At 30.6% G+C, this 14,120-nt stretch carries 12 protein-coding genes; 11 read left to right on the top strand and 1 reads right to left on the bottom strand.

Annotation, left to right across the window (positions count from 1 at the left end):
• Positions 1-38 precede the first annotated feature (38 nt).
• The 7 genes from ACM55H_RS01340 (at position 39) to ACM55H_RS01310 (ending at position 9,002) form a co-directional block, all read left to right on the top strand.
• Positions 39-1,526, top strand: coding sequence for a GH3 family acyl-acid amido synthetase (locus ACM55H_RS01340; RefSeq protein ID WP_416834791.1), 1,488 nt, complete (start codon positions 39-41; stop codon positions 1,524-1,526).
• Between the two features lie 34 nt (positions 1,527-1,560).
• Positions 1,561-3,240: a DUF6909 family protein gene (locus ACM55H_RS01335; RefSeq protein ID WP_416834790.1), complete on the top strand. Its 1,680-nt coding sequence runs from the start codon at positions 1,561-1,563 to the stop codon at positions 3,238-3,240.
• A 9-nt stretch (positions 3,241-3,249) separates the two neighbouring features.
• Positions 3,250-4,236 carry a hypothetical protein gene (locus tag ACM55H_RS01330; protein WP_416834789.1) on the top strand — a complete coding sequence of 329 codons (987 nt, stop codon included), beginning with the start codon at positions 3,250-3,252 and terminating at the stop codon, positions 4,234-4,236.
• 78 nt (positions 4,237-4,314) lie between these two features.
• Positions 4,315-5,634 (top strand): MATE family efflux transporter, encoded by a 1,320-nt coding sequence (locus tag ACM55H_RS01325; protein WP_416834788.1) that lies wholly within the window; start codon positions 4,315-4,317, stop codon positions 5,632-5,634.
• Positions 5,635-6,648: a glycosyltransferase family 2 protein gene (locus ACM55H_RS01320; RefSeq protein ID WP_416834787.1), complete on the top strand. Its 1,014-nt coding sequence runs from the start codon at positions 5,635-5,637 to the stop codon at positions 6,646-6,648.
• Positions 6,649-6,676: 28 nt separating this feature from the next.
• Positions 6,677-7,747: a hypothetical protein gene (locus tag ACM55H_RS01315; RefSeq protein WP_416834786.1), complete on the top strand. Its 1,071-nt coding sequence runs from the start codon at positions 6,677-6,679 to the stop codon at positions 7,745-7,747.
• Between the two features lie 130 nt (positions 7,748-7,877).
• The gene (locus ACM55H_RS01310) at positions 7,878-9,002 is read left to right on the top strand and encodes an O-antigen ligase family protein (protein ID WP_416834785.1); all 1,125 of its coding nucleotides are present in this window, start codon (positions 7,878-7,880) and stop codon (positions 9,000-9,002) included.
• Positions 9,003-9,031: 29 nt separating this feature from the next.
• Here ACM55H_RS01310 and ACM55H_RS01305 read toward each other — a convergent pair whose 3' ends face one another.
• A complete protein-coding gene (locus ACM55H_RS01305) occupies positions 9,032-9,418 on the bottom strand; it encodes a hypothetical protein (protein WP_416834784.1) in 387 nt (128 codons plus the stop codon).
• Positions 9,419-9,645: 227 nt separating this feature from the next.
• On the opposite strand from ACM55H_RS01305, the gene ACM55H_RS01300 reads away from it, so the two are divergent.
• The 4 genes from ACM55H_RS01300 (at position 9,646) to ACM55H_RS01285 (ending at position 14,119) form a co-directional block, all read left to right on the top strand.
• Positions 9,646-10,761 (top strand): glycosyltransferase, encoded by a 1,116-nt coding sequence (locus ACM55H_RS01300; RefSeq protein ID WP_416834783.1) that lies wholly within the window; start codon positions 9,646-9,648, stop codon positions 10,759-10,761.
• A 20-nt stretch (positions 10,762-10,781) separates the two neighbouring features.
• The gene (locus tag ACM55H_RS01295) at positions 10,782-11,510 is read left to right on the top strand and encodes a class I SAM-dependent methyltransferase (RefSeq protein ID WP_416834782.1); all 729 of its coding nucleotides are present in this window, start codon (positions 10,782-10,784) and stop codon (positions 11,508-11,510) included.
• A gap of 197 nt (positions 11,511-11,707) precedes the next feature.
• Entirely contained in the window at positions 11,708-12,691 is a 984-nt protein-coding gene (locus tag ACM55H_RS01290) for a UDP-glucuronic acid decarboxylase family protein (protein ID WP_416834781.1), read from the top strand.
• Between the two features lie 60 nt (positions 12,692-12,751).
• A complete protein-coding gene (locus ACM55H_RS01285; protein ID WP_416834780.1) occupies positions 12,752-14,119 on the top strand; it encodes an undecaprenyl-phosphate glucose phosphotransferase in 1,368 nt (455 codons plus the stop codon).
• Position 14,120: the final 1 nt, after the last annotated feature.

Raw genomic sequence — 14,120 nt, 5'->3', positions numbered from 1 at the left:
ACCTATCTTTTATCTTTAATAAAGAATAAATCCAAAAAATGTCAATAAAATCAGTTGCTGCAAAACTATTTGCACTTAAAATTTATAAAAAAACTCAAGCTTGGGCGAATAATCCTGTGGAAACCCAAAACAAAGTTTTAGAACACTTAATTAAAGAAGCTAAGGAAACTCAATTTGGACTCGATCATCATTTTGATACTATAAAATCAAGTGCTGATTTTGCTAATCAGGTTCCGGTTCGGGATTATGAAGCGTTGAAATCCTATGTCGATAAAGTGGTAAAAGGCGCCGAAAATATTCTCTGGAAAGGGAAGCCGTTGTATTTTGCCAAAACATCCGGAACAACATCCGGCGCTAAATACATTCCGTTGACCAAGGAATCCATGCCTTTTCATATCGAAGCGGCGCGAAATGCGATCCTGCATTATATTCATGAAACGGGAAAAGCTGATTTTATTGATGGGAAAATGATTTTCCTGCAAGGAAGTCCAATTCTGGAAGAAAAGTACGGAATAAAATTAGGAAGGTTATCCGGAATTGTAGCTCATTTTGTTCCAAAATACCTGCAAAAAAACCGAATGCCATCTTGGGAAACCAATTGTATTGAAGATTGGGAAACCAAAGTAAATGCGATTGTCACAGAGACATTCAACGAAAACATGACGGTAATTTCAGGAATTCCTTCTTGGGTGCAAATGTATTTTGAGAAACTGCAACAAAAAGGAGGTAAGCCAGTAGGAGAAATCTTCAAAAACTTCAATGTGTTTATTTACGGAGGGGTAAATTACGAACCGTATCGGGCTAAATTCGAAAATTTAATTGGTCGAAAAGTAGACAGCATCGAATTATTTCCAGCCTCGGAAGGTTTTTTTGCATACCAGGATTCCCAGAAAGAAAGAGGTATGTTATTGTTGTTGAACTCTGGAATTTTCTATGAATTTATAAAAAGTGACGAGTTTTATACTGAAAAACCAAGACGTTATACCATTGGTGAAGTTGAATTAGGCATAAATTATGTGTTGATTATTTCTACTAATGCAGGACTTTGGGGTTATAATATTGGTGATACCGTTCAGTTTACTTCATTAAAACCGTATCGCGTTATCGTTTCGGGAAGAATCAAGCATTATATTTCCGCTTTTGGAGAACATGTCATCGGGAAAGAAGTAGAAAGTGCGTTGCAGGAAGCGATAATTGGAACTACTATTCGAATAAATGAATTTACTGTAGCACCACAAATCACACCAACGGAAGGGTTACCGTATCACGAATGGTTCATTGAATTTGAAAACGAACCGGAAGACAGCGACACTTTTGCGGAAGCGATAGACAATGCCATGAGAAAGCAAAACGTATATTATGACGATTTGATTGTGGGGCGCGTATTGCGAAAAGTTGTGATTACAAAAGTGGTCAAAAACGGGTTTCAGGAATATATGAAATCGATAGGCAAGCTGGGCGGACAAAATAAAATCCCCAGACTTTCTAATGACAGAGCCATTGTGGATTTATTAAACAAAAAATAAAAGGGTTACATTTGAGTTTTAGAAAATAGAATAAATGAAAGATACTAAACATATATCACGTTCCAGAGCACAGGAATCATCTGCAGCCATTGAAAAAATGTACATCACGATGCGTCATTTATTCAATAGAGGATTTTATAAACCAATGGGAATTTCAGGAGATACTTTGAGGGAAGCTTTACTGGCTTTGCGACCAGAAATTTACGGTAACATTGCCGAAGAAAAAGTGGAATTGAATGGTCTTTTATACGTTATTGAGCGTTTGCCGGTAGGAATTGAAGAATGTAGATTTATCAATTTAACTTCGGATGAAGGGTATTCTAAATCCCATTTTCAAGCGATTGTTCCACCAAAAAGGCGCCGCAATTGTTATCGAATTGATGAGGAACAAATGAATGTGGAGATTACGCGTGGACGTTCGGATATTTATGATATTTTGACGCATTTAACGTTCATTTTCATCGAATCCCATAAAATAAGAAACAGGGTTTTACTGGATGATGCAGGCGAAGTTTCGCGGGATTGGTTCAAACTGGAACAGGCAGTTTCCCAAAATAAAAAACTGACTCTTGTAGAAAAAGAGAAAGCAATTTCGCATGCTTCAAATATTTTAGGAAGAACATTTGAGGAAGTTTTAGAGATATATGATGCCTTTGGGTCGGTAACTTCGCCAGATCGTTTCTTGCATGTAATCTTCTGGCTGGGGAAATTAGCGATTGAGGAAGTGGTTGACAATAATAAAAGAACCATAACATTCAGTCCAATTTTAAGAGAACGATTGGGACATCATATTCATGGCGAAATTTGGGCAACGAACATTAAGGAAGTTTTGAAAGAGAATCAGCTTTTAGACCGTCCAATCCATGTGATTAGTGCCAATATGCATAGTGTAATGAACTCTATTTTTGCTACGCCAGTTTTAAAAACAAAGTTCAAAGACAAATCGGATTTCTTTATTTATGAAGAATTGAGTAAGTCTGGTGCCAATGAAGTTCGGAATTTAGTAGAAGAATCAGCCTTAAAATACGGAATGATTTCGCTACCGGATACTTCAGGAACCAATATTGACGTGCAAATTTTTGACACAGCTAAAATTGACTGGGCTAAAACCTCATTTCCAAAAGCAAATACAGGAGCTAAAAAACCGGTTATAATCGTGATGGATTATGCTTTTGGCGAGCAAGCGTATGAAACGATTGACGAATTATTGAAACCGTATAAAAAAGAGACCTTATTGAATGTGGAATCGGTTTCCATCATGGGGAAAGCGGGAATTTTAGAAGGCGGAAAAGGAGATATTATGATTCCGAATGCGCACATCAATGAGGGAACTGCAGATAATTATTTTTTCCATAATGAATTGTCGGCTGAGATGTTTGAAGGCAATGATATCGCAGTTTTTGCAGGACCAATGGTTACTGTATTGGGAACATCATTGCAAAACAGGGATTTATTAAAGTTCTTTCATGAATCGACTTGGGGTGTAATTGGATTGGAAATGGAAGGTTCTTATTATCAAAAAGCCATTCAATCTGCATCGAAAATCAGAAAAAGCGTCCCTTTGGATATCAAAGTGAGATATGCGTATTACGCTTCGGATAATCCATTGGAAACAGGAAGTACCTTGGCTTCTGGCGGACTGGGAACAACAGGTGTAAAACCAACGTATTTGATTACCATTAAAATATTGGAACAAATTTTCAACGTAAAATAAAAGAATAGCATGAATAAAAACGAACCCAATAATCAAGAGGATCAGGAGATTGATTTAACACAAATTTCTAAAAAAATAAAAAGTTTTTTTGAAGGAATTAATACTTTGATATTCAAATGCATTCAGTTTTTTGTAAAAAAAGTGGTTGTGATTTCAATTTTGATACTCGTTGGAATCGGTCTGGGAATGTTCTTAGACGAAACACAAAAAACCTATGATCATCAAATTATAGTTACCCCAAATTTTGGAAGCACGGATTATTTATATTCTAAAATTAATTTACTTGAATCTAAAATAAAAGAAAGGGATACCGTTTTTCTTAAAGAAGTTGTAGGGATAAAAAAGCCTAAAGAAATTCTAAAAATTGAGATCAAACCTATAACGGATGTTTATAAATTTATTGAAAATAAAACCGAAAACTTTGAATTAATCAAGTTGATGGCGGAAGGCGGAGACATAAAAAAAATCCTGGAAGATAATTTGACCAGTAAAAATTATCCCTTACATACCATTACTTTCAAAACCAATAAGACAACAAACGATATTGAAACGGTTGAGCCTATTTTAAAATATCTAAACGAAACGGATTATTATAAAAAAATCCAAAAGGAAACGGTAAATAATGTCCAAATAAAGATGATTCAAAATGACACTATTATTTCACAGATAAATAGTGTTTTAAATGGATTTTCTAACATGGTAAATGGCGCTCAAAAAAGTGATAAACTGGTTTATTATAATGAAAATACGCAACTAAATGATGTTATTAAAACTAAAGAGGTTTTGATTAATGAACAAGGAAATCATAGAGTAGAATTAGTTGGATTAAATAAAATTATAAAGGATAACAGTTCAACATTAAATATTGAAAACACGAACTCAGTCAATGGAAAGTTAAAATTGGTTTTACCTGTTTTGTTTCTGTTTTTATTTATTTTAATACATTTATTTAGGGCTTATTATAAAAGCCAAATTAAAAAATCAAAATTGATATAATTATTTTTAACCCTGTTTTAAAACGAAACAGAATCGAACAGAAATTTAATTAATCAACCAATACAATTTCCTAAAATTTTGAAAAAAATCAATATGGGTTTCAATAAAATAAAAAAAAATCCATTTGTTTTACAGAGTTTAAAAACGATGTTTTTAAGAATTATAGGGGTAGTTACTCTTTTTGGATTTTCCTTGTTTTTGACGCATAATTACGACCCAAGAATCATTGGTCAATTTGACTTTATACAAAAAATCCTTTTGGTTTTAAGCAGTATATGTATTTTGGGCACAGATCAGTCCATTTTATATTTTACAGGTATTTTAAAAAGTACAAATGAAACGGAAAAATTAAAGGCAATATATCAGAGAATTATTTCGCTTATTTTAATATTGTCCTTAGTAGTATTGATTCTTTTCTTCTTTTTTGGAAAAAGCATTATACATTTTTTTTTTAATGATAATAACACCTACAGATTAGTCTTAAAAGCGGTGGTCGTATTGTTCTTTTATTCCTTGACTCTATTTAATACTGAGACAATAAGGGCTTTAGGTAGGGTATATATGGCGGAATTGTTTAGAAACATATTCAAGTACGTTTCAGTTATATTTGGAGCTATAGTTTTGTTTTATTCTCATCAGGAAATCTATCTCATCGATACTTTTTTGATAGGATTTATAGTGTTGGCAATTATAACAACAGGAATTGTTATTTGGATTTTAAAAAAAGAAGGATTTGTTTCCTCGAATATAAGTGACAGTAGTCTTTTTTCCTATTCATTTATTGCGTCAAAATCGTATCCAATGGCAGTAAGTAATTTGGCCATTTTTTTGATGATGACTCTAGATGTTGTTTTTTTAAAAAAATTTAAAGGAGACGAAATAGTAGCCTATTATTCAATTGCTATGAAGTTAGTCTCTATTTTATTTTTGATTAATAACTCTGTATTTATTTCGGTTTCTTTAAAGATTGCACAACAATTTACAGATAATAATAAGATTGCTCTTTTAAGTACAATGAAACAAAGTTCCAGAATAATTTTTGTTATCACACTGCCTATTGTTGTGGTAGTCTGTTTTTATTCTGAAAGTATTCTACATTTCTTTGGACCTAATTATATACAAGCCAAACAAGCACTTTTAATATTAATGGTTGGTCAATTATTAGCTTCCTTATTTGGAATAACAACTATTTATTTGAACATGACTGGAAGACAACGTATTTTTCAAGTGGTATTAATTTCAGCGGTATTCTTGAATTTTATTCTTAATTTTATATTAATTCCAATATATTCTCTTACCGGAGCGGCAATTGCTTTTGTGTCTAGCTTACTTTTTTGGAATATTATCACCGCATTTATTGTTTATAAAAAAGACAAACTATTAATTATAATGCATTAAATGGACAAGGTAAATAAAAACATTCTTTTTAGTATAATTGTACCTGTTTATAATGTTGAAGAGTATTTGAGTCAATGTATAGATAGTATTTTAGAACAATCATTTTCTAATTTCGAATTAATTTTGGTTAATGACGGTTCAACAGACACCTCATTAGCTATTTGTTCAAAGTATAAAGAAAATGATGAAAGAGTTGTATTAATAAATAAAAAAAATGAAGGTTTATCTGCTTCTCGAAATCAAGGGCTATTAGAAGCCAACGGTGAATATATAGTATTTGTTGATAGTGATGATTTTTGGGTTGGACAAAATGTATTACAAGATATTGCGGCTTTAATCAACAAAACAAATGTTGATATTATTATTCATGAAGAAAGCAGGTATTTTTCTTCAAATAGAATAGAATGTAAATACAATCAAAACAAATTAAAACACATTTCTGGAAATTTTGAAGAGGATGCTTTAGATATGGTTTATCATCATTTATATGTCGCAAGTGCTTGGGATAAAGTAATTAAAAAATCAATACTAATAGAAAATGATTTATTTTTCACTTTAAATAAATTTGGAGAAGATATGGAATGGTGTGCTAAATTGATGAATCATCTGCAGACCTATTGTATTTATCCTAAATCATTTTATATGTATAGGCAATTAAGGCCAGGTTCAATAGTATTTAATATTAACGAAAAGGTTGTTTTAGATATTTTCATGTCAGTAAAAAACGGATTAATTGAAATTGAAAACAACAAAAAGACACTGCAATTGGCTATAAAAAACTATTGGTCTTTTTATTATGTTGTAGTATTAATGCATTTTGATAAACTTTCCTCAAACAATAAAAAAGTACTTATTAAGGATCTAGCTTCATGGAAAAATTTAATCTCTTCAGGGAGAAACGTTACAGTAAATAAAGTAAATACATTTTATAAAATTTTACCGTTTTCAGTCTTACCTCAATTTATGAGTATATATGCAAAGGTGAATTTGTTTTATAAAAAAACGAAATTATGATTTCCATTTAAATCGAACTATTATTTACATGAAAACAAAAATTACAAGAAATAAAGTTGTGTTTATAAGTTTGTTTTTGGGGAATTTAATCATAGCCTTATTAACGCCTTATATTTTACCGGAAAGATATTTTAATGATACAATAACCATAATATTTGACAAAGGTCATGAAATAGGCTGGTTTGGTAGTTACCCGTTTGTGATTATGTTTTATAAACTTACAGGTTTGCGACATCTTCCTTTTTTTCTTATTGCTTTGATTCAGTTTCCTATAGTGACTTACATATTATATAAAATAGGTGTGCCTTCGAACTTCCATAAGTTGAACGTAAAAAATATTTTGGTCTATATTGCACTACTGCTTTTAGGAATATACATGTCCATGCCCACTAAGGAATTTATCACTTTTTTACTGTTTTGTACCATTCCTTTTATATTTCAATCCAAGAGAAACTCATTATTTAAAATTGTTTTTTCACTGGTTTTAATCGCTTGTTTTTCGTTTTTCAGGCCCTACTATCTATTGATGCCAATATTTGCGGTTGGCATGTATTTAGTGTCGTTTATCAAATTTGAGAATAAAACATTTTCTACTATTTTTTATGGAATAGTGATTGCCATTTTTTTATCATTAAGCCATGGTGTAATCAAGGGTGAGTATATTTCAAGAACAACAAGAGAAAATTATGTGATTAATAATATAAATAGAAACAATATAAATACGGCAATAGTATCGCCAATTTCACAAGATACTTGGTATGGCGAGGCATTTGGTATTGTCTATGGTTTTATGGCTGTAAACGCACCTGTAGTTGAGGCAATAAAGCACATTTTATCTCCTCAAGTACTCGCTTTTGTAATCTGGCAATTATTGATTTTTTATATTTTATTTGTTCGGTTTTCCAGATGTTTAAAAAACAGAAAGCAATATCAATTTGAGTTGTGGACTTTATTAATTTTATTTGCTTATTTTATTGTTCAAGGGATATTTGAACCCGATTTAGGCACTTCGATCCGACATAAAATAGGCCTTTTTCCTTTAATATATTTTGCATTGTACTATGAAAATTTCAGAAAAGACATTCGACAAAGTATTTAATTTATTTTTATTTTTAATTGCTATCACTTTAATTTTCAGAAAACTATGCACTATTTTTTTGATAGTTTTTGTTGTTTTCAATTTATTGTTTGTAAAAAAAATAAAGATTTCAAAAAGCCAACTACCAATTATGTTAGTAATAGCAGCTCCATTTTTGATGGAAATGTTATTTTTTGGAAATAATGATTCTTATTCGCTTGGTTTAAAATCATTGGAGAAAAGTCTTTCGTTACTCTTTTTTCCACTATTTATAATTGGAAATTATCAACGAGTTCAATTTCTTAAAATTTTGAAAGCTTATTGTATCGGTACAACGCTTATTATGATTTTCTTTTTTGTGCGTTTTATAATACTGGATCCAGAGCATTTTTTCAAATACCTCAGTGGCATTCATCTTTGGGAAATGGGCTATGTGTTTTCTGATAGTATTGGGATTCATGCACCAGCGCTCAATATGCATTTGGCTTTTGTCGCATTTTCTAATCTTTATTTTTTGTTTGAACCTTCAAATATAAATGAGGATAAATGGATTAAAATTAGGAATTTAACCCTTTTTATTCTCTCCTTCTTTTTTGTTTTGTACGTGAATACCAGAATGGCATTGTTAGCTACTTTGTTTGGTTTTATGACGGTTGGTTATTTCCAAATTTCCAAAAGTTATAGTTCTAAAGTTATCTTCAAAAGAGCGATAATTACACTGGTTTTGATTGGCTCCGTTTTATTTTTGTTCCTACAAAAGAATCCTTATATGAAAGAAAAGTATTCGACCCAGATTTTTTCGAATATGGACAAAATAGGGAAATTAGATGAAATAGACCATCCAGAAATAGCTGTTTACAGTTCTTTTGTAACCCGATTATCCATCTGGAAATCAGCATGGGAATTGTCTCTTAAAAATCTTCCTTTTGGAGTGGGAGCTTCTGACGGGAAGTTAGAATTAGTAAAGTATTTTAAAGAAACGAATCAAATATTTCTTGCAAAATATGAGTTTCCAACGCACAATCAATTTTTAGATTATTTATTGAAATTTGGAATATTGGGACCAATTGTAGCCTTATTTTATATTGGATTTATTGCTTATTTAGGAATTAAGACAAAGAATGCAGTTATAATTTCTTTCTTTTTTTTGTTTTTCATTTCAAACCTTACAGATGATTTCCTTCTTCGTTTTGATGGAATTGTTTTCAGCGGATTATGGATTTCAATATTTGCGAGTTATTGGCTTCAACAAAAAAGTAAGCTGATTGTTGTATAATATTTTTCAGAATGACACAAAAAAACCGCTTATTTAGCGGTTTTAATTACATCTTTTTTAAATTCTAAATGCGGGTATATTTCTCCAACCTCAGGAAACTGTTTCAGTGTTTCTATTGGCACATTTTCAACTACATAATCAGGACCAGCAGGCAGTGTTTTAAGATAGTCATCAGTTGCAGGAATTGAATTTGTTCTCCAACGGGCACCTTCTTTTATTAAATACCATTGCCCTGTTGAGGCGTGAACTATTTTTCCTTCGTATCGATCAAAGTCAGTTAGTTCAACTTTTACTTCATTAGACGCTTTAGGCGCAACCTCTTGAATGGCATCTTGTTGTGTTGTTTCCTCTTTCTTGTTTCCACAAGACAATGAAAATAAAGCAACTAGAGTCGCAATCATAAACGTTTTTTTCATTTGAATTTATTTTAAATAATAGAAATTAAAATTTCAGTAAATATCGTTATTTTTTCTAATCAAAGAAACTTAATAGAAGTTATATATAATTGGATTTTTTTTAAATAGATCCTAAAGAGATAATTTAAATCAATACTTTGTAATTATTAAATTTGTGATACATTTGAGTTTTTAATAATAATTGCGCAAGGAATAACTAATGATTATTATTCTTTTACATCATAAAAATGGCAAAAAAAAAGATAGTTCATTTATTACATTCCATAGGCGGAGTCGATGTGTATTTGAGACTTGTTTTAGAAAATATGAATACTGATTCGTTCGAAAACATAGTTATTCATGGAGTCCAAGACACAATTAAACCTTTTTTTGATAAAAATGGGAATAAAGTAAAAGAATATAAAGTTTCTATTTTTAGAGATATTTCAATAATCAATGATATTAAATCACTTGTTCAGACCTATAAAATTCTAAAAAAAGAAAAGCCAAATCTAATACACGCACACAGTGCTAAAGGTGGAATTATAGGCCGAATTTCGGGAAGATTATTAGGAATAAAAGTAATTTATACGCCACACGCTTTCTCCTATTTAAGTACGCAAAACGGTTTGAAAAGAAACCTTTTTTTGAGTATTGAAAAGTTTCTTGCCAATGGAAACAGTTTGCTTTTAGCCACATCACAATCCGAAAAAAAGCGAGCTATAGAAGAGGTTGGTTATAAAGCAGAAAATACGATAGTTTTCAACAATTGTATTGATCCAATAACTAAAATACATCCTTTGACTATCCCTAAAAATTGGCCTGAAGATTATATTTGTACCGTTGGGCGTCCATCGTATCAAAAAAATATTGAGCTAATGATACGGGTTTTGTATGAAGTTAATAAAGAAGCTAAAATTCATTTAATCGTAATGGGAGTTGGTCCAGTATCAGGTCAGTTAGAATCGGTTAAAAATTTGATTCAGGAGTTAGACATGAGCAATGATGTAACGCTTTTAAATTGGACTGAAAGAACCGATGTTTTTCATATAATTAATCAATCTAAGTTTTATCTTTCAACTTCCAGATATGAAGGAATGCCTTATTCTATTCTTGAAAGTTTAGCATTATCTAAAGCTTGCGTGGTTAGTAATTGTGATGGAAATAAAGATTTGATTATTGATAATTATAATGGATTTGTTGTTGATAATGAAGATATAAAGGGTTTTAAAAGTAAAATTTTAAAGTTATTAATCGATAAAGAATTATTGGATAAATTGTCAAAAAATGCTTTCAATTCGTATTCTGAAAAATACAACATCAAAAGAAATATTTCTGAACTGGAATCTATTTATTTGAATTAATATTGAAAAAAAGAATTTTAATGTATAAAGAGTACATCAAACAAAAGATTAAGAAAGAAAAATTTCATCCTGGGATTATTGGGTTTTTCATTAATTATAATTTTCTGATCCGAAAATCAATTCGAAGCGCTATAAAAAATAATGCGGATAAACTTGATGGCTCTTTGTTGGATTTTGGTTGTGGGACTAAACCGTATAAAAAACTATTTGTAAACGTAAAGGAATATATTGGTGTAGATTATAAGATTAAAGGAAGGAAACAAAATTATAATGAAGTAGATGAGTTTTATGATGGTAAAAAAATTCCATTTGAAAATGAACGATTTGATTCTCTTTTGTGCACCGAAGTTTTAGAACATGTTTTTAATATCGACGAATTATTAAAGGAATTTAATAGAGTTTTAAAGAAAAATGGAACGGCACTAATTACGACTCCTTTTATGTGGGAAGAGCACGAAATGCCCTATGATTTTGCAAGATATACTACACCAGCTTTACAACATTTGTATCAAAAAAATGGTTTTAAGGTGGTTGAGAATTTTAAAACAGGAAATTATATTGAAGTTATTTTTCAATTTAATTTAAATTACATAAAGAATATACTCCCTAATAATAAAAACGTAAGACAGGTTTTCCTGATTCCTTTTATCTTGTTTTTTAACTTTTTTGGAGTTCTGTTTAGTCTATTATTGCCAATTGATAAAACAGCTTATTTCAACAATGTATTTGTTTTAGAAAAAATGGAATAATTTGAATTGCTTCGTCAATAATTGAAAAGGAATGGTTATGAAAAAAAGATTTTGCTGATATTTCTTTCACAATCCTAATGATAAGTTTATTTTTGACAGAATCCTCTTTATGACGACAAAGAGCATTGCGTTATTTGAAGTAATCTATTTACTTTTTAATAAATTATTTTCATAATATCCAAACTTTAAAAATCTATATGAAAAGAATACTTATCACTGGAGCCGCTGGATTTTTAGGATCACATCTTTGTGACCGTTTTATTAAAGAAGGCTATTTTGTCATTGGAATGGATAATCTCATTACTGGAGATTTAAAAAATATAGAACATTTGTTCAAACTTGAAAATTTCGAATTTTATCATCATGATATTACCAAATTTGTTCACGTTCCGGGTCAATTAGATTATATTTTGCATTTTGCTTCACCGGCAAGTCCAATCGATTATTTGAAAATTCCGATACAAACATTAAAAGTAGGCTCTCTTGGGACGCACAACCTTTTAGGTTTGGCACGAGTAAAAAATGCCAGAATTCTTATTGCATCCACTTCTGAAGTTTATGGCGATCCATTGGTCCACCCACAAACTGAAGAATATTACGGAAATGTAAACACCATAGGACCAAGGGGTGTTTATGATGAAGCGAAACGTTTTCAGGAATCAATAACAATGGCGTACCATACTTTTCATGGTGTAGAAACCAGAATCGTTCGAATTTTCAATACGTACGGTCCAAGAATGAGACTCAATGACGGTAGAGTTATTCCAGCATTTATAGGTCAGGCGCTTCGTGGTGAAGACTTAACTATTTTTGGAGACGGAATGCAAACGCGTTCTTTTTGTTATGTTGATGATCAGGTGGAAGGTATTTTTAGATTATTGCATTCTGATTATGTTTTACCGGTAAATATTGGTAATCCGGATGAAATCACCATTAAAGATTTTGCCGAAGAAATCATAAAACTGACAGGAACCAATCAGAAAGTGGTTTATTTTCCTTTGCCAATAAATGATCCATTGCAACGACAGCCTGATATTACAAAAGCAAGAAAATTGTTAGGTTGGGAAGCAAAGGTAAATCGTGCCGAAGGAATGAAAATCACTTACGACTATTTTAAATCATTGTCCAAAGAAGAACTTTCTAAAGAAGAACACAAGGATTTTTCGGGTTATATTAAATAGCGAAAGGATAGCATTTTTGAATTTATCTTTAAATTAATAGTTAGAATACATTCACTAATTATGACGGCATCACAAATAGGAAGATATTCAAAATACATACGGCCTATTAGTGTTTCAATTGATCTAATAGTTATTTCAATACTAGGCTTGTTCTTTCTCGAAGACCTCAATTTAAATATTGAGCATTATCTTATTTATCAAACAATTGGATGGATTGCAGCTGCTTTTTCTATCAAGTTTTATGATGTTTATCGCTTTACAAAACCAATTGAAATTATTTCGAAAATCGTCAAACAGGGGATTTTATTTCTTTTAATAATCATTGCTTTTTTTCCGTTTTCTAAACAAGTTGTTTTTAGCGGAACAGTGATTGCCCTTTTTATTTCATCAGTTATAGGATTGATTACTGTTTCAAAATTCCTACTGTTTTATTATTTAAAGGAATACAGAATAATAACAGGAAGTAATTACCGAAGCGCGGTGATTATTGGATATACACCCGAAGCAATTCGATTAAAAGATCTTTTCGAAACAAGAAATGATTATGGGTATCGTTTTTTAGGGTATTTTTCAGATAAGAAATCAAATCAAAATATTAAAGGAAAATTGGCAGATTTGAAACCTTTCGTGATTGAAAATTTTGTTGATGAAATTTATTGTTCATTGAACGAAATCTCCAACGAGCATTTGAAAGATTTAATAGATTTTGCCGATGAAAATAATAAAACAATAAAATTCATTCCGGATACTAAAGAAATTTTTTCAAAAAAATTAAAAATAGATTATTACGAATTTTTCCCAGTACTGTCTTTAAAAAAAACAATTCTGCATGATCCGGCGACTAAAGTATTTAAAAGGACATTTGATATCGTTTTCTCCATTATAATCATTGTATTTCTTTTATCTTGGTTGATTCCTTTATTAGCTATTTTGATAAAATTAGAATCTTCAGGCCCCGTTTTTTTTAAACAAGGAAGACCCGGAATTGATGAAAATGAATTTTATTGCTATAAACTTCGTTCTATGAGAATCAATAAAACAACCGAAAAAGAAGCATCAAAAAATGATCCTCGTGTTACCAGAATAGGTAAATTTATGAGAAAAACAAGTTTAGACGAAATGCCTCAATTTATAAATGTTCTACTTGGTGAAATGTCAGTTGTAGGTCCGCGGCCTCATCTTTGGGCACAAAATAAAATTTATGGAAATAAGGTTAAGAAATATATGGTACGTCACTCTGTTAAACCAGGAATTACTGGATTAGCTCAAGTGAGTGGTTTTCGTGGTGAAATAGAAACAGATGATGATATGATTAATAGAATAAAATTTGATGTTTTTTACATTGAAAATTGGTCTCTTATATTAGATTTAAAAATAATTTCTCAAACAATAGTTAACATTTTCAAAGGCGAAGAAAAAGCATATTAAA

Source organism: Flavobacterium cryoconiti, from assembly GCF_048158645.1.
GTDB lineage: Bacteria > Bacteroidota > Bacteroidia > Flavobacteriales > Flavobacteriaceae > Flavobacterium > Flavobacterium cryoconiti.
The sequence above is the reverse complement of the archived record's forward strand: the minus strand, read 5'-3'. Positions and strand labels throughout refer to the sequence as shown.